22 protein-coding genes are annotated in these 24,126 nt (G+C 44.7%); 15 read left to right on the plus strand and 7 right to left on the minus strand.

Annotated features, from left to right (window positions below; translation table 11 throughout):
- The first annotated feature begins 468 nt into the window (after positions 1-468).
- From C8R30_RS09230 to C8R30_RS09240, 3 genes are read left to right on the plus strand one after another with little or no spacing between them, the layout of a single operon-like run.
- Entirely contained in the window at positions 469-924 is a 456-nt protein-coding gene (locus tag C8R30_RS09230; RefSeq protein ID WP_244888106.1) for a hypothetical protein, read from the plus strand.
- Complete coding sequence (locus C8R30_RS09235; protein WP_146156625.1) at positions 893-2,197, plus strand: hypothetical protein; 1,305 nt, start codon at positions 893-895, stop codon at positions 2,195-2,197. The genes C8R30_RS09230 and C8R30_RS09235 overlap by 32 nt, the downstream gene beginning before the upstream one ends.
- 11 nt (positions 2,198-2,208) lie before the next feature.
- Positions 2,209-5,124, plus strand: a complete 2,916-nt coding sequence (locus C8R30_RS09240) for a bifunctional diguanylate cyclase/phosphodiesterase (RefSeq protein WP_107789996.1) — start codon at positions 2,209-2,211, stop codon at positions 5,122-5,124.
- 15 nt (positions 5,125-5,139) lie between these two features.
- Here the strand turns inward: C8R30_RS09240 and C8R30_RS09245 are convergent, their stop codons facing one another.
- The 3 genes from C8R30_RS09245 to purM form a co-directional block, all read right to left on the minus strand.
- On the minus strand, positions 5,140-6,411 hold the full coding sequence (locus C8R30_RS09245; RefSeq protein ID WP_107789997.1) for an RsmB/NOP family class I SAM-dependent RNA methyltransferase: 1,272 nt from the start codon (positions 6,409-6,411) through the stop codon (positions 5,140-5,142).
- Positions 6,412-6,533: 122 nt separating this feature from the next.
- A complete protein-coding gene (purN, locus tag C8R30_RS09250) occupies positions 6,534-7,181 on the minus strand; it encodes a phosphoribosylglycinamide formyltransferase (protein WP_090672564.1) in 648 nt (215 codons plus the stop codon).
- Between the two features lie 13 nt (positions 7,182-7,194).
- Positions 7,195-8,253 (minus strand): phosphoribosylformylglycinamidine cyclo-ligase, encoded by a 1,059-nt coding sequence (purM, locus tag C8R30_RS09255; protein WP_090672567.1) that lies wholly within the window; start codon positions 8,251-8,253, stop codon positions 7,195-7,197.
- Positions 8,254-8,312: 59 nt separating this feature from the next.
- Between purM and C8R30_RS09260 the strand changes: the two genes are divergently transcribed.
- The 6 genes from C8R30_RS09260 (at position 8,313) to C8R30_RS09285 (ending at position 13,719) form a co-directional block, all read left to right on the plus strand.
- Positions 8,313-9,383 (plus strand): AI-2E family transporter, encoded by a 1,071-nt coding sequence (locus C8R30_RS09260; protein WP_107784184.1) that lies wholly within the window; start codon positions 8,313-8,315, stop codon positions 9,381-9,383.
- A 418-nt stretch (positions 9,384-9,801) separates the two neighbouring features.
- Entirely contained in the window at positions 9,802-10,542 is a 741-nt protein-coding gene (locus tag C8R30_RS09265) for a hypothetical protein (RefSeq protein ID WP_090668768.1), read from the plus strand.
- Between the two features lie 51 nt (positions 10,543-10,593).
- Positions 10,594-11,412, plus strand: coding sequence for an AmmeMemoRadiSam system protein B (gene amrB / locus C8R30_RS09270; RefSeq protein WP_107789998.1), 819 nt, complete (start codon positions 10,594-10,596; stop codon positions 11,410-11,412).
- Entirely contained in the window at positions 11,402-11,983 is a 582-nt protein-coding gene (gene amrA, locus C8R30_RS09275; RefSeq protein ID WP_107789999.1) for an AmmeMemoRadiSam system protein A, read from the plus strand. Before amrB ends, amrA begins: the two co-directional genes overlap by 11 nt.
- A complete protein-coding gene (gene amrS / locus C8R30_RS09280; protein WP_107790000.1) occupies positions 11,976-13,067 on the plus strand; it encodes an AmmeMemoRadiSam system radical SAM enzyme in 1,092 nt (363 codons plus the stop codon). Before amrA ends, amrS begins: the two co-directional genes overlap by 8 nt.
- A gap of 1 nt (position 13,068) precedes the next feature.
- A complete protein-coding gene (locus C8R30_RS09285) occupies positions 13,069-13,719 on the plus strand; it encodes a dienelactone hydrolase family protein (RefSeq protein WP_107790001.1) in 651 nt (216 codons plus the stop codon).
- A 73-nt stretch (positions 13,720-13,792) separates the two neighbouring features.
- Here the strand turns inward: C8R30_RS09285 and C8R30_RS09290 are convergent, their stop codons facing one another.
- Both C8R30_RS09290 and C8R30_RS09295 read right to left on the minus strand, forming a co-directional pair.
- Complete coding sequence (locus tag C8R30_RS09290) at positions 13,793-16,498, minus strand: cation-transporting P-type ATPase (protein WP_107790002.1); 2,706 nt, start codon at positions 16,496-16,498, stop codon at positions 13,793-13,795.
- A gap of 95 nt (positions 16,499-16,593) precedes the next feature.
- Positions 16,594-17,232: a phosphoribosyltransferase gene (locus tag C8R30_RS09295; RefSeq protein WP_090668784.1), complete on the minus strand. Its 639-nt coding sequence runs from the start codon at positions 17,230-17,232 to the stop codon at positions 16,594-16,596.
- 266 nt (positions 17,233-17,498) lie between these two features.
- Between C8R30_RS09295 and C8R30_RS09300 the strand changes: the two genes are divergently transcribed.
- The 5 genes from C8R30_RS09300 to C8R30_RS09320 all read left to right on the plus strand — a co-directional run bounded on the left by C8R30_RS09300 (position 17,499) and on the right by C8R30_RS09320 (position 20,442).
- The gene (locus C8R30_RS09300; RefSeq protein WP_107790003.1) at positions 17,499-18,002 is read left to right on the plus strand and encodes a BCAM0308 family protein; all 504 of its coding nucleotides are present in this window, start codon (positions 17,499-17,501) and stop codon (positions 18,000-18,002) included.
- 64 nt (positions 18,003-18,066) lie between these two features.
- Positions 18,067-18,573: an Hsp20/alpha crystallin family protein gene (locus tag C8R30_RS09305; RefSeq protein ID WP_107790004.1), complete on the plus strand. Its 507-nt coding sequence runs from the start codon at positions 18,067-18,069 to the stop codon at positions 18,571-18,573.
- Positions 18,574-18,646: 73 nt separating this feature from the next.
- Entirely contained in the window at positions 18,647-19,327 is a 681-nt protein-coding gene (gene hda, locus C8R30_RS09310) for a DnaA regulatory inactivator Hda (protein WP_090668795.1), read from the plus strand.
- Positions 19,324-19,986: a histidinol-phosphatase gene (locus C8R30_RS09315; protein WP_090668798.1), complete on the plus strand. Its 663-nt coding sequence runs from the start codon at positions 19,324-19,326 to the stop codon at positions 19,984-19,986. Before hda ends, C8R30_RS09315 begins: the two co-directional genes overlap by 4 nt.
- Before the next feature lie 51 nt (positions 19,987-20,037).
- On the plus strand, positions 20,038-20,442 hold the full coding sequence (locus C8R30_RS09320; protein WP_107784190.1) for a carboxypeptidase-like regulatory domain-containing protein: 405 nt from the start codon (positions 20,038-20,040) through the stop codon (positions 20,440-20,442).
- 4 nt (positions 20,443-20,446) lie between these two features.
- Here C8R30_RS09320 and C8R30_RS09325 read toward each other — a convergent pair whose 3' ends face one another.
- Together C8R30_RS09325 and C8R30_RS09330 are read right to left on the minus strand one after the other, a co-directional pair.
- Complete coding sequence (locus C8R30_RS09325; RefSeq protein WP_107790005.1) at positions 20,447-20,920, minus strand: hydrogenase maturation protease; 474 nt, start codon at positions 20,918-20,920, stop codon at positions 20,447-20,449.
- Between the two features lie 53 nt (positions 20,921-20,973).
- The gene (locus tag C8R30_RS09330; protein WP_090668807.1) at positions 20,974-21,906 is read right to left on the minus strand and encodes a patatin-like phospholipase family protein; all 933 of its coding nucleotides are present in this window, start codon (positions 21,904-21,906) and stop codon (positions 20,974-20,976) included.
- 456 nt (positions 21,907-22,362) lie between these two features.
- Between C8R30_RS09330 and C8R30_RS09335 the strand changes: the two genes are divergently transcribed.
- Positions 22,363-24,120, plus strand: a complete 1,758-nt coding sequence (locus tag C8R30_RS09335) for a fatty acyl-AMP ligase (RefSeq protein ID WP_244888043.1) — start codon at positions 22,363-22,365, stop codon at positions 24,118-24,120.
- Positions 24,121-24,126 lie beyond the last annotated feature (6 nt).

Raw genomic sequence — 24,126 nt, forward strand, 5'->3', positions numbered from 1 at the left:
ATGAGCACTTTTTACACTGAAAGTGCTCTTTTGTCCAGATCTTTAAATAACTTTCTGAATTTGATTATGATTGATTAGTGAACAAATTTACCCTGAACCTAACATAAGTGGGCGTAGACGTTTTCCTCACCCAATGCTAGGACTGGCAGTCGGTATCATCCAAATGTGTGCAAAACATAATATCTATTACTGGTTCTCAGCAATGGATCCTGCCCTGAATAGACTGCTGGGCTTTTATGGTATGCAACTTAATCCCATTGGTCCTTTAGCTGAGTTCCACGGCGCCCGTCGACCTTATCATGTTTGTATACTCGATGTGCTTGAACGAATGTATCAGAATCATCGTGATATTTGGGAGTTGGTAACTGAGAATGGTCAAATCTGGCCTGCAGATCTTAAGTCTATTCCCTTGTGTCAGCCCCGAGCGCATACTGATTCAAGCGTTGTGACCTGCTAGAACTACTCGGCATGGTTGCGCGTTTCGTTGATCATTGGTGGTGCTGCATTCTTTTGCTGCTTATCCTCATTGGTTTATCGCATGATATCAATTCTGCAGAAACGAGTCAGTCGGTTGAAACGATCATACATCCTGCAGTTAATATTCATCATATTTCGAGAAACTCACTGCGTGGCATTTTTGGTATGCGGCAAAGAGCATGGCCGAATGGCTTGCCTATCAGGGTGTTTGTACTTCCGGACGATGCGCAGCTACACAATCAATTCGCGAAAGAAAAACTCAATATTTTTCCATATCAATTACGTTCTGCATGGGATAGGCTTATCTTTTCAGGGACTGGCCAGGCCCCATTTCTAGTAAATTCTGAAGAAGAAATGCGCGCGCGCGTAGCCAGCACACCGGGCGCTATCGGTTATTTGAAGAGAGTGAATATAGATGACAGTGTCCAAATTCTTCATATTGAATAAGCTTCTTACTCATAATGTGAGGTTGTTTTTATTATGGGGGGGAGCGGTCTGGATCGTCATGCATGCTTCCTTGGTAAATGCTTCAGAGGGTAAGAATCTAAATATACTTCAAATTCATGGTTTTTTGAGTCAAGGTTATGTCAATACGTTGGGGTCAAATAATGATGTATTCGGTGATAGCAGTAGAGGGAGAGGAAGTTTCGACTTTAGAGAAATTGGTGTGAATGCCTCTTATCGACCACTGACGAATCTTCAGTTTTCAGGGCAATTACTATCACGCCAGGCGGGTGAAGATAGCAAAGGGGGAATTCGCGTCGATTATGGTTTCGTGGATTATACTGCTTTTACAACAGAAACGAGGGAATTAGGTATTCGTTTGGGGCGAACCAAGAATCCACTTGGCTTGTACAATGATACACGCGATGTGCCGTTCACACGTCCAAGTATTTTGTTGCCCCAATCGATTTATTTTGACCGGACGCGTAATTTGGGATTGGCTTCAGACGGAGCTCAATTTTATGGTGAGTCGCGTGAAGAATGGGGCGATATTACTGTCCAGTTTGGGGTTGTGTTTCCACAAGTCGGTGATCGGGCTACTGAATGGGCGATTCTCAATCGTGATCGACTGGGTCATTTAACAACCCGGCTGTCCTATATTGGACGCATGATTTATGAACGTGATGGGGGGCGTATAAGGCTTGGAATAAGCGGAGCGCAAGTCAACGTTGGCTATGATTCAGCGGCGAGCTTGAATGATCCTTTAAATGAAGCGGGTTCATTTCAGTTTACGCCTATAATTTTTTCTGCTCAATATAACACTGAACGTTGGAGCTTTACGTCGGAGTATGCATTGCGTCACATTATGCGTAAAGACTTTGGTTCGGCTTTAGGTAAAGTTGATACTACAGGTGAGAGCTTTTATTTTCAGGGGATTTATCGGTTCAGCCCTTCTTGGGAAGCTGTTTTGCGTTATGACGTATATTTTGCTGATAGGAGTGACCGTGACGGGAGTGATTTCTTTGCCCATATTCAGCAAGCAGCACCTCAGCTTGCTAAGCACTATCCTGCATACAGCCGTTATGCCAAGGATTTGACGGTGGGTTTGCGCTGGAATGTGACGCCTTCGATTATGTTACGTGCAGAATACCACCATGTGAATGGGACGGGGTGGCTTTCTCAGTTAGATAATCGACATCCTGTGAGACCTGATTTCCCTGCATTCACTGATCGCCACTGGAATCTTTTCGCTTTTCAAGCTTCTTATCGTTTCTAAGTGAACGTCTCATGAAACAGGGTACTTCGGAAAAAATCACTCAACTAAATAAGTTGACTCATCGCGAATCATCTAAATTTGCTAGCCTAAAATGGAAAATTTCACTACTCAGCAGTGTCATTTTGCTAGTAGTCGTGACGATATTCAGTGTCATCAATTACAAAAGCCTCATAGATAGCATTGATCAACAAGGTGAATTGCAGTATCTACGGTACGGTAGGGAAGTCGAGAAGCTGATCGAGCAGATCAAGCAAGATTCCCACCAATTAATCAGAATGATTCCTTTTCTGAAAGGAATGGACGTGGCTCTAATTGCGCAAGATGATAAGCAAATTACAGAGGCATTCGAACATCATTGGCCATTACTCCAGCTGCAGGATGGGATCGAAGCGGTAAGATTTTATGATCAATTTAATCAGCTCTTAGTAGGATGGGACAGTTTTGAAGCCGACAGTTATCGTGAAACTTTAATTTTGGAGCATGTACGGCAAGTCAACTTGCAAGAGCAACCAGCCAATCCCTTGATATGTGTAGAGAGTTGTATACAGTACACGATAGAGCCCTTACTCATAGAAGGTATTCGTGCCGGGACGATCGTTATTGGTGCTTCACTTACGGATGTCTTTTTAGGGTTTAAGCGGACATTCGGTTCCGATATTGGATTACTTCTGAAAGAAAATACTTATTCGGCAAAAGACCACGATGTTTGGTTTCCTGATTGGGAGATGCGTTTGGCGGCATTGACCAATAGAGAAAGAAATCTCAAGATTCTTAATCATGCCATTAAAACGCACCCGGATCCTCTCAGTCTCAAACAAGGCATTCAAACCGAGAGGAATAAACGCTATTACAGGGTTAAGCTGTTGCCTTTACAAGGTGTAAGTGCGGCAGATCAGGCGCATCTCGTCGTTATAACTGATATTACTGCGACTATTGAGGCTATTCATAACTCCACTTGGCGTATCGTTATCATTGGGTTAATCGGATTAATTTTTTCGGAAATTCTGTTATTTGCCATTCTTTCCGGACCCCTCTCGCGGCTTAAGCACATTGTTTTTACTTTGCCGTTATTAGCAGGCGGAAGCTTTAGCATTTTTCGTGCAACGCTTTCTTCGATTGAACGAAAACAATGGCTAAAGGATGAAATCAACCTCCTTTATGAAGCAGCTGTCACTTTATCGCATAAACTCGAGAATTTGGAAGACAAAGTCGTTTACCGTACCAAACAACTTGTGCAGCAACGAGACGAGTTAAGTAAAGAGAAAGATTTTATTGCACATTTGTTGGATACCGCCCAGGTTATCGTATTGACGCAAAACGTGTATGGCAAAATCATCATGTTGAATGCCTATGGTGAAATGCTGATGCGTTATACGGAAGAGGAAATAAGTGGAAAGCCTTTTCTTGAGATATTATCTCCCGATAGTGAGCAATACAACCTTAGTCAATATTTGGAAGAAATGCGTTTGGGGCGACGCGAACAATTGAAGCATGAGACGATTACTTTATGTAACGATGGTTCAAAGCGGCATATCGTTTGGCTGCATTCTCGATTGGCGTGGCAATCAGCAGAAGAACCCTCGGTGCTTTCGGTGGGATTGGATATCACAGAGTATAAGCGCGTAGAGGGTCATTTGGCATGGTTGGCTGATCACGATCCTCTAACAAATCTGTATAACCGGCGTCGTTTTAGTGAAGAGCTTGAACAGATCATGAGTTGGTCGGAGCGTTATCAACACCATGGTGCATTACTGTTTTTCGATCTTGATCGCTTCAAATATATCAATGATACCAGCGGCCACCAAGCGGGCGATACGCTGCTCAAGATGATAGCGGATATGTTAACCCAGACTATTCGTTCAGCGGATGTGACAGGGCGTTTGGGAGGAGATGAGTTTGCCGTTATACTGCCGGAAATTACTGCGAGTGGTGCAATTGAAGTCGCAAAAAAAATTATTGCTCGACTGAATGAAACGCAACTCACTGTAAATGGCAGAACTTATAAAATTGCTGCCAGTATCGGCATTGCACTTTTTCCGGAGCATGGTAAAAATGTGCATGATTTATTGGCTGCAGCTGACCTTGCAATGTATCAAGCCAAGGAAATTGGACGAGGAACTTGGCATCTGTTTTCCAATGATGATCAAACGAGAGAGCGAATGTACACGCTTGTGCATTGGAAGGAGAAGATAGAGTATGCTAACTTATACGATAAATATCTACTTTATTTTCAACCGATTATGTCGTTACGGGATAGATCGGTTACGCACTACGAAGTTCTCCTGCGTATGTCCGATAAAGATGGTACGATTCATTCACCAGCGGCGTTCATTGCTGCGGCCGAGCATACCGGTTTGATTCATGAAATCGATCACATGGTATTACGTAAAGCGATTGAGCAATCGGCAAAAATCAATAAATCGGGTAATCGGATTCGATTATCGATCAATTTGTCCGCCCATGCATTCAATGATCCGGAGTTGTTGCCCGTAATTAGGCATGAGCTCACCTATTACAATGTTGATCCTACCCTCTTCATGTTTGAAATAACCGAAACAGCGGCACTGGATAATTTGCCGGGAACCAGAAATTTATTGCGTGAAATTAAGGAATTGGGGTGTGGTTTTGTATTAGATGATTTCGGTGTGGGTTTTTCTTCATTCTATTATTTGCGAGAATTGCCTGTCGATGCAGTAAAAATTGATGGTTCGTTTGTACGAAACTTAGCAAGTAACCCGGCTGACCAGATTTTAGTAAAAGCTTTATGCAGCGTAGCAAGAGGATTTGGGAAGAAAATTACGGCTGAATTTGTTGAAAACGAGGAAGTGCTCGCGTTACTGGAAAAAATGGAGGTCGATTTTGCGCAGGGTTATCACGTAGGCAAGCCATGTTCAGCAAATGAAGCATTTCGATCCTTGTTACCGTGATAGTTGTATCGACCACTAAGCCAAATTTTCTTTTGAACGCTCAAGAGCAGCGGCGAAAAAACCATCGGTATGGTGAAGATTGGGAAATAATTGTAGATATTCTCCTGTATCAAGTGGAATATTTTGCTGAGACAGAATGTGGGCACAATTTAAGCGGGTAAAGCATGATGCATTTTCCGAGAGAAAGTGTTCGATGATCTCCTGATTCTCTTCAGGTAATAGGCTGCAGGTGGCATAGACCAGCCTGCCACCGGGCTTGAGTAGTTTTGCCGCAGAAGTGAGGATGACCGTTTGTTTAGTTTTTAATTCGTCGATACTTTGTGGATTTTGCCGCCATTTCAGGTCCGGATTGCGGCGCAGTGTGCCTAATCCGCTGCAAGGCGCATCAACCAGTACGCGATCTATTTTTCCCTGTAATCGTTTGATTCGGGCATCATTCTCATTGTTGATACGTTGAGGGTGTAAATTGGATAGCCCTGAGCGTTTGAGGCGGGGTTTCAAATTATTGAGCCGTTTCTCAGAAATATCGAATGCATAAATACGGCCTTGGGAATGCATGAGCGCCCCGAGCATCAGAGCTTTGCCTCCCGCACCCGCACAAAAATCAACAACCATTTCACCTCGACGAGGCGCAAGCAAATACCCAAGAATCTGACTGCTTTCATCTTGTACTTCAATTTTTCCGGAGAGAAATAAAGGGTTTTTGTTAATAGCCGGCTTGCCAGTTAACCGAATTCCGATAGGCGAGTAGGGTGTAGCATTCGCTTCAATACCTTGCTGGTTCAAGGTTGCGAGTACCTCATCTTGTTTAGCAAGTAATGTGTTAACACGCAAATCCAACGGGGCAGGGCATTGCAACGCCTGGCCAAGTTCCAGGATCTCATTATCTGACATGAATTTCTGGAGTTTTTCTACTAGCCATTCAGGAAACTCGGCCTGAATTGTGAGCGATTGTGATGTAGATGATATCGCCTTAATACGTGCAAGCCATTTAGCTTCACTGTCGTTGATGAATGTGGCTAGTTCTCGCAGATTCATGCCCTCGAATTTCGCTAAATAAGCCAAGAGGAGTGAGTGGGGAGTGATTTTTTCAGTTAAACATTCCAGAAAAATTCTGTGTCGCAGGATACCGAACACAATTTCTGCGATGATGGCGCGATCATTTTGACCAATCATGGGATGTTCGCGAAAAAATTGCCGAAGTAGCGCATCTGCAGGCGCTTTCAGGGGTAGGACAGTGCGTATGGCCGCGATGGTCATATCAAATTGAGCGGGGGATGGGCGCATATTATTTCCAGAGATTAAGAGAGCGTATTTTAAGTTAATGGTGTTGGTGGGCGTTATTTTTAGTACGGTAATAAGTCAGCATAGCGAAGCGCTTAACAGAGCTTTCAGCACATTTCTAGTCGTTATTGATCTAGATTAGGAGAAAGCAAAACGTACTGTTTTGTCTTTATATGAGTTGCTGATTGAACGAGAACACGACCATGAGCAACGGTGATACGGCCTTCCAGAAACCAGCGCACGGCTTGTGGATAAATCAAGTGCTCTTGTTGAAGAACGCGCGCACCCAGCGTTTCGGGGGTATCCCCAGTCAGAACCGGGACGGCAGCCTGAATGATGATGGGGCCATGATCTAATTGGGGGGTGACGAAGTGAACTGTGCAGCCATGGATTCTGACACCTTCTTGTAGCGCACGTGCATGGGTGTTTAGGCCTGAAAAAGCTGGTAGGAGTGAGGGGTGGATATTGATCAATCGTTTTTGGTATCGATTGACAAAATTATCTCCTAGGATTCGCATGAAACCAGCGAGCGCGACCAAACTAGGCTGGCAAGCTTCTATGATTTCAGTCAATGCGGCATCGAACGTTGTGCGATCCGAATAAAGGCGATGATCAATGACATGTGTTGTTATGTTGCGTGATCTTGCAATTTCTAACCCAGCGGCTGCCGGATTGTTACTGATCACTGTGATCCTTTTGACTGGAAGTTTCGCATCGAGCAACGCTCGCATATTACTACCTTGACCTGAAATAAGAATAACCAACGATTCCATCAGGACAAGACGGTTAAGCGATCAGGATAGAAGGCGCGTTAGAAGCTGTGGATTGAATGTGACCAATTGGCCAGACTGTTTCTCCAAGTGCGCGCAAGAGGGTTATCGCCTCATCGGCGTGTTCGGGGGCAACTACGAGTACCATTCCTACACCACAGTTAAAAACCCGGAGCATCTCTTCATCGGTGACATTACCGTGCTGCTGCAACCAACGGAATAAAGGTGGGGTTTCCCACGCATCTTTTTGGATATAAGCCATCGTTGTTGCAGGAAGAATCCGTGGGATGTTTTCCAGCAATCCCCCACCCGTAATATGAGCCATGCCTTTCACAGGCAATTGCTTTATTAACTCCAGCAAAGGCTTTACATAAATACGTGTCGGAGCCATGATGGCTTCGATCAGACTGCTACCGCCAAGCGGAGTGTTTAATTCGTTAGGGTATTTTTCGATAATTTTACGGATTAAAGAATAACCATTGGAGTGTGCGCCATTGGAAGCGATGCCAAGAACGATGTCATTTTCCGAAATGGTAGAGCCATTAATGATACTGTCTTTTTCAACGATCCCTACTGCGAAGCCAGCCAAGTCGTATTCACCATCTGGGTACATACTGGGCATTTCTGCAGTTTCTCCACCAATCAAGGCACATCCTGCCAACTCGCACCCTGCTGCGATACCCTGCACAACACGGGTGGCGATATCCACTTCCAGTTTTCCACAGGCGAAGTAATCGAGGAAGAACAGCGGTTCCGCACCTTGAACAAGAATATCATTGACACTCATGGCAACCAGATCGATACCGATATGATCATGCCGATCGAACTGGAATGCTAGCTTTAATTTTGTGCCCACGCCATCGGTTCCTGATACCAGCACGGGCTGACGATAACCCCCGGGAATTTCGAAAAGCGCACCGAACCCTCCGATTCCAGCAAGTATTTCCGGACGCCAAGTCCGTTGAGCAAATGGTTTTATTTTCTCAATCAGTAGATTACCTGCATCAATATTGACACCGGCATCGTGGTAGGAAAGTTGTTCAGCGTTAGAAGGATGCGATTTAGGCGAAGTCAAGTTGAGTTCTCGCTAAGTTACAGTTAGAGTGCCACTTTTATTGTGTAATTTTACCGCAAATGGCTTCTAAATACTCTCACTCTCGCGATCGGCAATATCTTTGGTGGTTTGTCTTAATCGGTTTATTCGGTGTGTTGATTTATTTATTGAGCCCAATATTGACACCTTTTATGCTGGCAGCAGTGATCGCATATATTTGTAACCCGCTTGTTTCATGGTTATCCGCTAAAAAAATATCCAGGACACTGGGGGCAATAGTCGTCATGCTTTTGTTAGTCGGCGCTTTTGCTACTTTGATTCTAATCATGATGCCCTTGTTCGAGAGAGAGTTTACACGTTTTGTTACCAGGATGCCCGACTACCTAGAAATTGCCCGTGATCATTGGATCCCTTGGTTAAATGCGAGGTTGGGGATCGATTTGCAGCTGGATGTGACAATGTTAAGGCAAGCATTGACAGAGCATTGGAGAAGTGCCGGCGGTATAGCTGCCAAGATGTTACCTTCGCTAACGAGTGGGGGTATTGCGATATTGGATTTTTTAATGAATTTACTGCTGGTGCCAGTTGTTCTTTTTTATTTGTTACGTGATTGGAACACCTTGATTCTACATCTCTATCAATGGATCCCTCCTTTTTGGCATGCTCAGGTTTATCCTTTGATGAAAGAAACCGATCGCGTGCTGGCCGAATTTTTGCGAGGACAAGTCGCAGTCATTATTTTGATGAGTATTTTTTTTGTGACCGGATTGTGGCTCGTAGATTTGGAATTTGCGCTACCGATTGGACTATTGGCAGGTATCTTGGTGTTTGTGCCTTATTTAGGCGCAATTGTTGGTTTGGCGCTTGCAACGTTTGCAGCCGTGATGCAATTCCAGGAATGGACGGATGTAATTGCCGTCTGGGCAGTATTTGGTGCCGGACAATTACTTGAAAGCATGCTGATAACGCCCTGGTTGGTGGGAGACCGCATAGGGTTGCATCCGGTTATGGTCATTTTTGCATTGCTCGCTTTTGGTCAATTGTTTGGGTTTATCGGTGTTTTGATTGCACTTCCAGTAAGTGCCATCCTGCTGGTGTGGCTCAGGCATTTACATAGGCAATATCTGGGTAAGATGCAGTCAAGCGACTGAAGTGCGAAGATATCCGTTTATTTGTGTGGATCGTGCATTCTGTATTTTTTTGATGATAAGTATTCATCATGCACCCTTGATATTCAGCTAAACTCACATTTCAGTGTATCTAAAATTTTTTCTAAAGCCTCTTGATTTTTAGACGACAATTTACGTGCAAAATCAATTAATCAAAAGGAATTTTGAAGAGTTCGACTGGTATTATTTCTGGTAAATTCTGAAAACTTTTTCACACATGGAGCGTGATTCGAGCTAATTTTGTTTAAGGGTCAATATTGTTTTGAGGGTAGCTAAATTCAGGAAAAATTGAATAGATTTATTACAATCTCAATAATATAGTATAGCTAATTGAGCGTATCGAAACTGACTGAAACGAGTCATAAATCCGCCAATTAGAACCTCTCGATCAGAAAATAAAATGATCAATGCTGAGATTGATGAAGAAATAGCGTTAATAAAGTCCTATGGAAAGCTTGTGTATCCCATAATCGATGGTTATATCATTAGTCTCGATAAGAAAAGATTCATAAAAGTCACTCGTCCCGTTACACCATCCGCATTGCGCGAATTTGAGAATTATTTGGAAACCTTGTTTAATCTCACGTATTCAGCTTATTCACAACAGTTCCATTTTTCTACGAATGAGCTAATTGATATAAGTCTTGCTGCGGTAAATAGAACTCAATTTCTGACTTTGCATACGATAGGATACGAAAATGTAATTGACATGGGGCTCGCATTTGTTTGGTCATACAATTCTTCTCAATTGTTACCGACAGAAAATCAAGTTTGTCTGCAGTTGATAAAAAGGCAGATAAATGAATCGATTTACCAGGATGCAATGGGATTGATTCGTGAATATAGAAGGCAAGGTGCACTTGGGGATATTTGTAGAATAGGGCGCGTTAATCTGGTTACAAATGAAAATATTAAAAATGGCACAGCAGCCTTGCTGAGCTATGCAGGCTTGATAAATAGCTGGAGAGTGCCCCATATTGTGGGATACACTAACTATGCTAGATTTGTGTACTTTAACAAAGTAGTAGGATTCGGGCGGAACCATGGTAAATATGTGGTTTTAGATGATAACCGTAACGGTAATCTCGTTTTTATTTATAAAGTAAAAGATTTATATAGTAAGTATTTCCTTGATTTTTAGTAGCTAGCCCTCATATAGCAATCCATGTTCTAGTCTGATATCTTTCTTATTATGGCTACTATCCGCACCCCTGCTGTCGCGGGCTTATTTTATCCAGCTAATCCTCAGTGCTTGCTTGAAAATATCGGGTGCTTATTGTCCAGCGCGCAAGTATCAAGATGCTTACCCAAAGTATTGATCGTGCCCCATGCAGGCTACATCTACTCTGGAGTCGTCGCGGCATCAGCTTATGTCACACTTAAGTTGATTGCGGAGTGTGTACGGCGTGTTGTCCTGCTAGGCCCCGCACACCGTACTTTTTTGCATGGGTTGGCATTACCGAGAGAGGCTATTTTTGCAACACCCCTGGGTCAAGTAAAGGTAGATGCCACGGCTGCCGAAAAGATCGCTCGTTTACCACAAGTATCCATCAACTCATCCGTACACGCATTGGAGCATTCGCTGGAGGTGCAATTACCTTTTTTACAATATCTTCTGGAAGATTTTTCAATTTTACCTGTAGTCGTGGGAAGGGCTTCAGTTGATGAAGTGAGTGATGTATTGGATTGCGTGTGGGGAGGTGAGGAGACGTTGATTATCATTAGCTCCGATCTTTCGCATTACCTTCCTTACGCAGCCGCTCAAAGAGAAGATAATAAGACAGCCGCATCCATTCTTGAACTCCACCAGGAGATCGATCATACCCACGCATGTGGTGCGACGCCGATCAATGCTTTGATGGCAGTTGCACGCAAGCATTGCTTGATACCGCATTTGCTGGATTTGCGCAACTCGGGCGATACTGCCGGTTCAACGGACCGTGTAGTAGGTTACGGTGCATTCGCTTTTATGTCACAAGATGTTCCAAAGAGAACAGGCTATGCATCCTGAGCAAGGAAAATCCCTTTTAACGATTGGACGTGTAGCGATAGCGCGCGCTCTGAATCAGCCGTGCCAATTAAATATTGATGAGACCGTGCCCTGGTTGCAGAAAATGGGGGCTTGTTTTGTGACTTTGATGCAAAACAATAAACTGCGAGGATGCGTTGGGTCTCTTCAGGCGCATCGTTCATTACTGGCTGATGTCCAAAACAACGCTATATCTGCAGCTCTTCATGATTCCCGTTTCTCTCCGCTCGAATCAAACGAACTTGATTACACTGAAATCGAAATTTCACTCGTTTACCCATCACAAAAAATGGTGGCCCAGGATGAAGCTAATGTTTTGGCGCAGTTGCGGCCCGGTGTCGATGGGATCATATTTGAATATGGTTATCACCGCAGCACCTTCTTGCCCCAAGTATGGGAGATGTTTCCGCAGCCCCAGCAATTTCTGGCCAAGCTGAAGCAGAAGGCGGGGTTGCCCGTCGATTTCTGGTCAGAGGCGATCACGTTGTCACGCTATACCATAACCAAATGGCGAGAATCAGATATGCGTTGGGAGGAGAATTCGGATGGATGAGCCGATTGGCAAAGCAGAGCAATTTCCAGCTAAATACTGGCATCGATTGGAGGATGGGCGAATTCAGTGTGATTTGTGTCCGCGTGATTGTAAGTTGCATGAGGGGCAGCGGGGGGCATGTTTTGTGCGCGGCCGTGTAGGAGATGAAATGGTGCTGACAACTTATGGTCGCTCATCGGGCTTTTGCATCGATCCGATCGAAAAAAAGCCACTGAATCATTTTTTTCCAGGCAGTAGCGTGCTGTCTTTTGGTACGGCAGGTTGTAACCTTGCTTGCAAATTTTGCCAAAATTGGGATATTTCCAAATCACGCAGTTTCGATAAGCTAGCTGACCAGGCGAGTCCAGAAGCCATTGCGCGTACTGCTGCACGTTTAGGTTGTAAAAGTGTCGCATTTACCTATAACGACCCTGTTATATTTGCTGAGTATGCTATGGATGTCGCAGATGCGTGTCATGAGCGTGGAATCATGACAGTTGCTGTCACGGCAGGCTATATTCATGCTGAGCCCCGAGTTGATTTCTACGCAAAGATGGATGCGGCTAATGTTGATCTTAAAGCATTTAGTGAGGGATTCTATATCAAGCAAACGGGTTCGCATTTGCAGCCCGTGCTCGATACGTTAAAGTATCTCAGGCATGAGACGCAAGTGTGGTTTGAGTTGACGACTTTGTTGATTCCAGGGCTGAACGATTCTGCTGAAGAACTGACAATGCTTAGCGAATGGATAGTCGGCGAGCTAGGAGAAGATGTGCCATTGCATTTCACCGCGTTTCATCCAGACTACAAAATGGTGACTATTGCTGCTACACCTGTCAGCAAATTGGTTGAGGCAAGAAAAATTGCACAAGCAGCGGGGCTTAAGCATGTTTATACCGGTAATGTGTATCATCAAGAAGGCGATACTACTTTTTGCCCATGCTGTAACGAGCCTTTGATCAAACGTGATTGGTATGATATTACCCAGTACCACATTGCGAACAATGGCCGCTGCTCTTATTGTAATACTGTGATTGCCGGACGTTTTGATGATTTTGCCGGTGCATTCGGCAGGAGACGTATTCCTGTTGTTATAGGGAGTTAATATGGGTTCAGTCTGGATTTCGGAGGGGACGGTCCGATTGGAAGGTGAGTTGGTATTGCCTGAATCGACAACCGGTGTAGTTTTGTTTGCGCATGGCAGTGGAAGTAGTCGTTTTAGCCCGCGTAATACTTACGTTGCAAAGGTATTGCAGGAACGTGGAATCGGTACACTGCTATTCGATTTGCTGACTAAGAACGAAGATCGCGATTATGCAACACGCTTCGATATTGAGCTGTTAACCCGGCGATTGCTCGCAGCAACAGCTTGGGTATTAGCAGAGCAAAAGACATCAACATTGAAAATTGGTTATTTCGGTGCGAGTACCGGCGCTGCGGCTGCACTGCAGGCGGCAGCAAGATTAACCAATAAAATTGCTGCGGTGGTATCGCGTGGTGGTCGGCCAGATCTTGCAGGAGAACAGGCCTTGAAATCGGTGACGGCTCCGACTTTGTTACTGGTTGGAGGTGCAGATTACGGCGTAATTGAATTAAATGAACAAGCCTACGCAATGTTAAATTGCAGAAAACAGCTTGCCTTGATAGCCGGTGCAACCCATTTATTTGAAGAAGAGGGCACGTTGGCGCAAGTTGCACATCACGCTGCAGATTGGTTTGAGCGGTATTTGGTTAAATCTGCACATTTGGCCTCCTAGGTCGATGAATGGGCCTTTTGCGGCAAAAGATCATTTTGGTTGTTATCCATCAATATGGCTTTATCTTACTATATTACTGATTTTTATTTAAAAATTTGCTGGAAATCATTTTTTCTATTTCAACCAGTAAGAATATTCCTAGGCCGATACCGAGTGATATTAGCCAATAGCGTAACTCAAGTGAAGTAGAGCCAAACCATTGGTGCATGAAAGGTGCATAGACAAAAAGTAGTTGTAGTGCTGCCAGTATACCAATCGCTAGCCAGGCAATAGGATTGGCGAAGAGACGAGACAAGGGTAGGCTTGATTCTAGCAAGTAACGGCTGTTCAAAAGATAAAAAGCTTGTCCACAAACCAGGGTGTTAACCGCCATCGTTCGGGCGAATTCTACCGGAGTGCCAAGTTCAATTTCGATCAGGAATACAGTGACGGTAGCGCCACCGATCAGAACGGACACGAAACCGATTCGCCATAGAAAAGCTATCCCTAGTATCGGAGCATTGGGTGCGCGGGGTGGGCGCGACATGACGTCTGGCTCGGAGGGTTCAAAAGCAAGGGCTAATGCAAGCGTGACGGCGACCACCATGTTGACCCATAGGATTTGTACGGGGGTCAGGGGAAGAACTAGGCCAAAGACAATTGCGACTAAGATTACGAGTGCTTGTGCACCATTTGTAGGTAAAGTAAACAGTATGGCTTTGCGGAGATTGTCATAAATGGTGCGGCCTTCTTCTATCGCACGTTCGATCGATGCAAAATTGTCGTCGGCCAAGACAATATCAGCCGCTTCTTTTGTGGCTTCTGTGCCTTTAATGCCCATGGCCACTCCCACATCCGCACGTTTAAGTGCCGGAGCATCATTGACGCCGTCGCCCGTCATTGCAACAATTTCCCCGTTGGCTTGCAGGGCTTGCACTAACCTGAGCTTATGTTCGGGGCTGGTGCGGGCGAAGATATCGTTAGCATGGACGATGCGACGTATTTCCTGATCGGAGGCCGCCTCCAGCTCTGCGCCTGTGACGGCATGCTTACCATCGCCAATGGCCATTTCTAAACCAATGGCTTTGGCGGTGCCTGCGTGATCACCCGTAATCATTTTTACGCGGATACCTGCTTGATGGCAGGCCTGAATGGCTTTGATCGCTTCGGGGCGAGGCGGGTCAATAATGCCGACGAGACCAAGGAAGATCAATTCCTCTGTAAGATCATCCTGGGTGAGCGTATGTTGGTTGTAATCGACATCACGCGAAGCAGCCGCAAGCACACGCAGACCTTGTTGCCCAAGTGCTTCTATTTGCTCTTCCCAAAATACACGATCAAGAGTTTCTTGCAGGCCGTTTGCAGATTGTTGGAATTGGCAACGTTCCAACAATCGGTCTGGGGCGCCTTTGAGCAAAATGCGGCGGGCTCCATTGGGTAGGCGATCAAGTGTTGCCATGAATTTATTCGCTGATTCAAATGGGATCAGGGCTATGCGCTCGTAACTTTGATCATCGAAGCATGCTTTGTGCGCGAGAGCGCGTAGCGCACCTTCAGTGGGCTCGCCTGTGACTATCCATTCATCCGCATCTTTGCCAATGCGGGAGTCGTTGCAAACAGCCATAACTTCGATCAGACGATGTAAATCGGGATGTGTATCGAGTGATACTCCGTCACCATCGAGCGTGATCTCGCCCTGGGGCCTGTAGCCTGTTCCTGTGATATCGTAGCATGCCGCCCTTGTGACGATGTGACGTGCCGTCATTTCATTGCGAGTGAGTGTGCCCGTTTTGTCCGAGCAGACGACCGTGACAGAGCCGAGCGTCTCAACGGCATTCAGCTTTCTCGTGATGGCATTATGTTGTGCCATGCGTTGCACACCTAGGGCGAGTGTAATGGTGAGGATGGCAGGCAGTCCTTCCGGAATGGCCGCTACTGCGAAACCTATGGCGGCAAGAAACAGTTCATCGAGCGTGAAATCGTGAAGTGCGTAGCCGATGAAAAACATGAGTACGGCCTGTCCCAAGATAAGCGCTGAGAGGATCTTGCTAAATAGATTCATTTGTCTCGTCAAAGGCGTGGCGAGCGTTTGCACTTCGGCGATCAGTTTGTTAATACGGCCAAGTTCTGTCGTTGCCGCTGTTGCTGTTACGATACCGATTCCCCTGCCGGAAGTAACCATGGTGCCCGAATAAGCCATATCATATCGATCGCCTAAACTAGCATCCTGTGAGACAGGTTCTGTATTCTTTTCCGATGGCACTGATTCGCCAGTAAGTGCAGACTCTTCGATTCTTAGATTGACGGCTTCGATCAATCGCATATCGGCAGGTACGCGGTCACCAGAGCGCAGTCTCACGATATCTCCGGGGATGAGTTCCTCGGCCACGATTTCCACCCATTCATCATCACGGCGGACATGCGCGTGTATAGAAAGCATTTTGCGAATGCTTGCAAGTGCTTCTTCCGCTTTTCCTTCTTGGATAAAACCAATAATGGCATTGATGAGAACGACACCGAGAATGACACTGGTATCGATCCAATGGCCCAGCAAGGCAGTAATGATTGCTGCTATGATGAGGATATAGATGAGTAAGTCGTGAAAATGTTTGAAGAAACGTTTAAGCAATCTTTCTTTGGGTGGAGTCGGTAAGCGGTTGGGGCCAATGATTTTGAGACGATTCGCGGCTTCTTCGCGACTCAAGCCATTAGGGTGGCTCTTCAGTTTTTGTAAAATGACGTCGATAGCTTGTGCGTGGGGTTGTTCGACATAGAAAGTTGAATTCGAAGCTTTGCTCATGGACCTCCTTTTGTCAGTCTGCTTTTTTGCTATTGCTGCAAAGTGTGGGATGTTCTTGTTTTTCTGCCTTATAGTTTGATTGAGTCAAATAAATTCTAGAAATGATTGCATTCAGCTGTCTTCAATAACTCAATAACTTCCTCGTCGCTAACCTGGGGGAAGGAACGATAAAATTGACCTACTGAATAAAATGACTCGGGTGATTCAAGGCATACGATTTCATCAGCGTAAGAAGCTACTTTACTTAGTGTCTCCGGAGGTGCGACAGGTATTGCGCATATCAATTTTTGAGGCTGCTTAGCGCGCAAGGCGTGTAAGGCGGCGATCATCGTAGCACCTGTAGCTAAGCCGTCATCAATGACGATTACGATACGACCCTTTGGGTCGAGGGGAGGACGAACCGGTGTATAACGGCTACGCCGCTCACGCATGATTTCGAGTTGGTTATTTTTTTCGATTTCGATATAACGCGGATCCTTTACGATCTGATGCGCGTATTCAGGTAGATAGGTCCAACCGGTTTCATCAACCGACCCGATGGCAAATTCAGGATTGTCCGGCGCGCCCAATTTTCGAACGAGCACGATATCCAAGTCACCTTCTAATTTTTCAGCGATGATTTTGGCCATGGGTACAGCACCGCGGGGAATTGCAAGCACCAGAGGGTGCTGCTTGTGATATGAATTCAGTCGTTCTGCCAATAGAGTGGCTGCTTCTTTGCGGTCACGAAACATTTTAATTTTCTCCTTCTCTATCAGTTTGTTTAAATCATACGCCGATATGGTCGGTTGGTAGTAAGTTTTGTGCCGTAATCTGGCTTAATAAATAAAAGACAGGTAGGATATAAAAGTAAAAAAAACGTGATAATGACCGAAAATTATGGCTACTTTGTTAACGTAGTAGCAGTGGCTCATCCTATTTTGAATTTTTTGCATCTTTACTTGATTGAATTGAATACTTTCAGTACCTATATTTGCCTATAAAGAAGGAGGTGCATGCTATGAGTCATTCTAAAATTCCCCCCGGTTTTCATACGATTACTCGTCGAGATGGTATTTTTCAGGAAAAAGTACATGATGCCTATAAGTCTAAAAAGAAGCTGTCTGAGCCCACGATATGCCCGGACTGTGGTGCCGTATACCACCAAGGTCACTGGCAATGGTTGGAAGCCCCAGCTCACGCAAACCAGGAAATCTGCCCCGCTTGCCATCGCATTCATGATCATTACCCTGCTGGTTTTTTGACACTGCATGGGCCTTTTTATTCGACTCACCATGAAGAAATTATGCATCTTGTGCAAAATGAAGAAAAACACCAGCGCGCAGAGCATCCGCTGAAGCGGATAATGAAGATTGAAGAAGAGGCTGAATCTACGTTGGTGACCACTACTGATATTCATCTTGCTCGTAGCATGGGGGAAGCGCTATACGATGCCTATCGAGGTGAGCTTGAGTTTCACTATAACCCCGCAGAGAACTTGCTGCGTGTTAATTGGTCGCGTTGATGGCAATTTTCATTATAAATAACCGCTATCATCTTTTCTTTGATGGTGAGAGAGGAGATTAAGTATGCTAGAGTCACTAAAAGAAGCTGGAAAGAGCATTAGCCGCGAATTGGGGCGCGCTTGGGAGAATCTTTCTGAAGGTTGGCGTGAGCTCCTTAGCCGTAGTGGAGAAGCGCTTACCCATTTCGCTCGTAATAAAGATAAATCGGTTGCTGAAGAAGGTGGCCAATTGCCTGTACTGCCACACTGGAGCTTGCTTGCGGGAGAAGTGGAGGAGGCCGATAAGGAAATTGTTGTGCGTGTCGAAGTACCTGGAATCGAGAAGCAAGATTGGCAAATTACCGTCGATGGCAGCATGCTTTATATAAGAGGTGAGAAACGCTTTGAGCGTATTTCCCACGATAGTACTTATCACATCATGGAGCGGGCTTACGGCGTTTTCCAGCGATCGATTCCGCTGCCACATAATGTGGATACGGAAAAAGCCGTAGCGAATTACAAAAATGGAGTACTAATTGTTCGTTTGCCAAAACTTGGCGAAAGCAAATCTAAAACAATCCACTTATCTTGAGTCGAGATGGCCGTTGGTAAGGATATGCCAAATATTACGGAATCGCTCTCGGAACGATTCCGTATAGATTTCTATGAAACAATTATTGCTTGATCTTGCATCACCTCATTTTCCTACTTTGCAAAATTTTGTTCCGGGGCGAAATGTTGAATTACTGCAATTACTTAGGGATGCACTAACCCAACAGAATTTCGAACGTTTTATCTATGTCTGGGGTAACGTCGGTTGCGGTAAAAGCCATTTATTACAGGCAATGGTGGAAGCATTTAAACAGCAGCAATGTAAAGCAATTTATATTTCATGTGAAATGGATAGCGATTTTCCGGTCGATGCAAGTGCTATTGACTGCATAGCAGTCGATAATATAGAACGGCTGGGGGAGATTGCTCAAATCAAATTATTCAACCTATATAATCAAGTGCGCGAAGTAGACGGCACGCTGTTCTTGGCGAGTGGCAATACATTACCTGGACAATTGCTTTTGCGACAAGATTTAGTGACACGTTTAAGCTGGGGACTTGTTTATCAGGTACATGAATTAACTGATGAGGAGAAAAGAGAAGCCATAAAGTGTCATGCAATCAGTTGTGGATTTGAATTGCCACAGGTTATTTGTGATTATCTGTTGCGGCACGAACAACGCGATTTACCCTCTTTGATCAAAATTATCGACGCATTGGATCGCTATTCTTTGACTAGACAGCGACAAATTACATTGCCTTTATTACGTGAATTATTACAGGATGCATTATGAAGCTGGCTTTATTTGATCTTGACAATACGCTGCTTACAGGAGATAGCGATTTTCAATGGGCGCAATTTCTAATCGAGCAGAAAGTGCTGGATCGTGAAGTATATGAAGCACGAAATATCGAATTTTATGAGCAATATAAAGCAGGGACGCTGGATATTCATGAATTTCTCGATTTCCAGCTGAAACCGTTGGCGCGGCATCCACGAGAGCAGCTTGATGCGTGGCGTAGCGAATTCATGCAAAAAAAAATCATTCCTTTGATTGCACCCGGTGCACGGGATCTAATTGAGAAGCATAAGCTGGAACGTAACTTATGCATCATTATTACGGCTACCAATAGTTTTGTGACGGCACCGATTGCGCGAGTATTGGGCATTGATCATCTGATTGCTACCGAACCTGAGCAAAAAAATGGACAGTTCACGGGGAAGGTGTCGGGGGTACCCTGCTTTAGGGAAGGGAAAATTACGCGTTTAGAACAATGGTTGGATGAGCATAATCTAACTTGGCTTTCCTTTCTTGAAAGTTGGTTTTACAGTGATTCACTCAATGATTTACCGCTTTTGAAGAAAGTGACCCACCCTGTTGCAGTGGATCCTGATGCGACCCTTGAAGGACATGCGCGTAGAAATGGTTGGCCGGTGATTAGCTTGCGTTAGTTTTAATAGTGTGATTATGTTTTATTGTTAATCATCAACGGAGAGTTCATCGTGACCATAAAAATAAGATTTTTGCTCCTTAGTGCGCTGATGCTGAGTCTTACGGGTGGTTTCATACCTGATTCAGCGGCAACGCATATTTCAAAGCCTGTGCTCAAGGAATATAAAGTCGAATACGATCTAGGGGAAAAGATCGTTTTAGTGGGGTGGGTGGAGTATGACGATCAGCCTACTTCAGACGTATTGTTGAATGTGAAGGTATTTCAGCCGGAAGGAGTGGAGCTGCTGGAGCGATCAATTGTGAGTGATGAACGAGGCTATTTTAGGATAGAGTTGGAAACAGAAAACCTTTCGCCCGGAAATTATCGAATCGTGGTGACTTCTCATTGTCGGGAAGTGCATCGATCCATATGCAATTATCGGAATGAGGCGCTGACAATTCGCTTGAAACAGTGATAATCTAGGCTTTGCATTTGATTTCAAAGCTACCAATGTGGCATAGCTTACTTACTAATTTGATTGCTTCTTCAAGATTGATACGGGCTTTCGCGCTTAGTTCTTCGCAAAGTGCAAAATGATAGCCACGGATTCGCAGTAAATAAGCGGGAGGCGGTTTTTGCCTATAGACTTGTTGGTATATATGTAACACAGTATGGGGTGTCATGGCGTGTGTCGTATAGCTATTATCTTTTGCTGCGGCAACTTTGGAGAAAACAAATGGCTCGGTACATGATAAGTCGGCATCAATAAACATAATTTGATCACGTTCAATAAAATCCATGATATGCTCGACTTGTAACTGCATATCATTTTGACACTCAATGTGACCGAGTTTTAACAGCTCAATTCGGGCGACGAGACTTGGGCCGAGCGCATCATCTCCCCGACTGGGGTTGCCGTAGCCAAATAGCAACAATTTGCGTGAAGTGTTCATAAATAAGTTGCTAACCTGATTCTAATAGACGATATCTCGGAGTACGGAAATCATTAGGGTGCGCGGCATATGAGCTTCTGGTTTATTGTGCTCAGAGCTTGGTATGTTGCGTCATAACCCCTGCTAATTATTTTGTCTGCCTGGTCGAATTCGAGAAAATGAATGTCTCCTAGAGGTGGGCGAATGATCAGCTCTGGTTTATCAATTTTTAAGCGTGCTTCAGATATCTTGGCACTCATGATATTGATAGAAGATACGATAATTTCAAAGATATTCGGTGACGCGTTTGGTTCTAACCATTTTTTGAGTTGCTTGATTGTCAACTGGTTTTTAATGTCAAGTGCTTTTTTAATATGTTCCTGTGAGGTTTCATGGGTGGTGGATAAATCGGTTCCTTGAGTTCTAACAGTTTCATGATTTAAATCTACCGCAATGACAAATTCAGCGCCCATTGCACGAACTATATTCGTGGGTACGGGATTGACTAACCCGCCATCGACAAGAACGCGCCCATTATCGCAAACGGGGGTAAAAATACCAGGTATTGCAATACTTGCGCGGATAGCGTGGTGTAAATTACCTTCGCTTACGATGACTTCCTTGCCTGTCGATATGTCGGTTGTGACGATATACATTGGTATGGATAATGCTTCAATTCTAGAGACGGGGAGGTGAGCTTGCACTAATTCCATTATTTTCTTACCCTCGATCAAGCCTGACTGGGGGAGCGCTAAATCAATCAGCGAAGCAATCGTTTTCCAGTTGAATGACTTGAAAGTAGCCTCAAGTTTGTCAAGATTGCCGGCAGCATAAACTGCGCCAATCAACGCGCCTATGCTTGTGCCTGCAATATAGTCGATCTTGAGATTGTAGGCTTCCATTGCTCGAAGTACTCCGATATGCGCGAGTCCGCGAGCCGATCCACTTCCAAGAGCAAGGCCAATTTTGGTGTTCTGGGAGACTTTAAGGAGATTTCGTTTTGACATTAGATGAGGAGGTTATGATTTTTCTGAATGAAGATCAATATTTTTAATTTTTATGGCCAATTCTTCTGTATTGGCAGTGACAAGTGATTGAATGTTGACGGATGAAGTGATGCAAAAAATTATCTCGGCAAGTGGAATAAGCCCTAGAAAGCATGTTGTTATTACGCAACAGATTGTGAATATTGCCTTGACAGGAAAAACACCCTTATATAAGCTCCAACGTCAACGAATATGAGACACTTGTGTTTAATAAGCAACGGAAATTGATGACTCTAGGCATTTTGTAACGTATCGGTAAAAAATCTGGAATGAGTGCGTTAAAAACAAACTGCTCTGCTTATTAAATGAGATGACCAGCACCATTACTTCGAGGGGAAGATCTTGAGTTCGACTATAATCAAGCTGGGCGATCCGCTAATGCAAGAATCTGGCTCTCAGCCTTCAAGCAAATTGTCAATGGCAGCGACACCTACGATTAATACGCTAGCCCAGCGGCTAGTAGAATTTGATACGCTGATTGATGCGCTAGAGTACGCAGCAGATGGAGCGACCGGTTATAATTTTTATGATGCTAAAGGAGAGTTGCGTTCTGTACTTTCCTACAATACGCTAAAACATAATGCGCTGAGTGCCGCGCGTCGCTTGTCTGGTTTAGGTTTAGCGAGAGGTGATCGTGTTGCGCTGATTGCCGATACCAGCCCCGAGTTTATAGAATTATTTTTTGCGTGCCGCTATGCAGGGCTTGTTCCATTTGCGATGCCTATTCCTGTTAATCTTGGCAGTCATGCAATATATGTTCGGCAGCTACGTAGTATGCTTGAAAGCGGTCAAGCAAGCATTGCGATAGCTAATGTCGATTATTTTGGGTTTATTGAGGAAGCTGCAGAAGGGTTAAATATCGATTCATTGCAATGGATTGGGACACCTGGGCAGCTTAATAAGCTTTCGGAAGTAGATACGGTTTTTCAGCCTAGCTTACCAGAAGAGACTGCCTATCTTCAATTTACATCAGGAAGTACGCGGATGCCCAGGGGAGTGGTTATCACTGAGCATGCTTTAATGTGTAATTTGCGGGGAATTGTGCGGAACGGATTGAAAGTACGTGCAACCGACCGGTGTGCATCATGGCTTCCGTTTTATCACGATATGGGGCTAGTCGGTTTAGTGTTGTCACCGATGGCCGCCCAACTCTCAGTTGATTATCTTGCAACGCGAGATTTCGCTATAAGACCATTGCAGTGGCTGAAATTAATCAGCCGTAATCGCTGTACGATCGCTTTTAGTCAACCATTCGGTCTTAAGCTTTGTTCGTTAAGAGTGCGTGAATCAGATCTCAAAGATCTTGATTTGAGTTGTTGGCGTGCCGCAGGTATCGGAGCTGAAATGATTCGGCCTGAAATTTTGAGGAATTTTGCAGATAAATTTTCTGCAGCTGGTTTTGATGAACGTGCTTTTTTACCCTGCTATGGGTTGGCAGAATCGACCCTTGCTGTTTCATTCTCAAATATCAGCCAAGGGGTCATGAGTTTACGGGTCGATACTAAAACACTGGTTGAGAAGAAAATGGCCGTACGCGTACAGGCTGAAGGAAGAAAATTCAATGAGTTCGTAAATTGCGGCCGTCCGCTTCCTGGTCATACAGTCAAGATTGTTGATGAAAATGGCCAAGAGTTGCCCCAGATGATGGTTGGAAGTATTTTGGTCAAGGGGGGGAGTATTATGACTGGGTATTTTAACAATCATGAAGAGACTGCTAAAACCCTTAAGCCCGGCGGATGGCTTGATACGGGTGATATCGGTTTTATTTTAGATGGGGATCTATATATTACCGGACGTCGCACGGATGTTATTATCGTTAATGGACGGAATATCCGTGCTCAGGATATAGAAGAGCTTGCTGAGCAACAACCGGAAGTTCGCTCTCGTGAAGCGTCAGCGTTTGGAATTAGTGGAGCTGATGATGCAACAATCGTGGTTTTGGTTGTTGAGTGTCGTCTAACCTCCGTGGAGGAAAGACAATCTCTCATTAATCGGTTGCAGCAAATGGTATACATGGCTTTTGGTGTTAATTGTCTAGTTGAGTTGGTGCCCCCGCATACCTTACCGAGAACATCTTCTGGAAAATTATCACGCTCTGCTGCTCGTCAGGGATTTCTGCAGCGTGCGAAAATGACGGATCAGATATCCGTAGCAGTTCACTCTGGAGATAGATAGTCTTAA

Origin of the sequence: Nitrosomonas nitrosa (assembly GCF_003051105.1) — a bacterium.
Taxonomy (GTDB): Bacteria; Pseudomonadota; Gammaproteobacteria; order Burkholderiales; family Nitrosomonadaceae; genus Nitrosomonas; species Nitrosomonas nitrosa.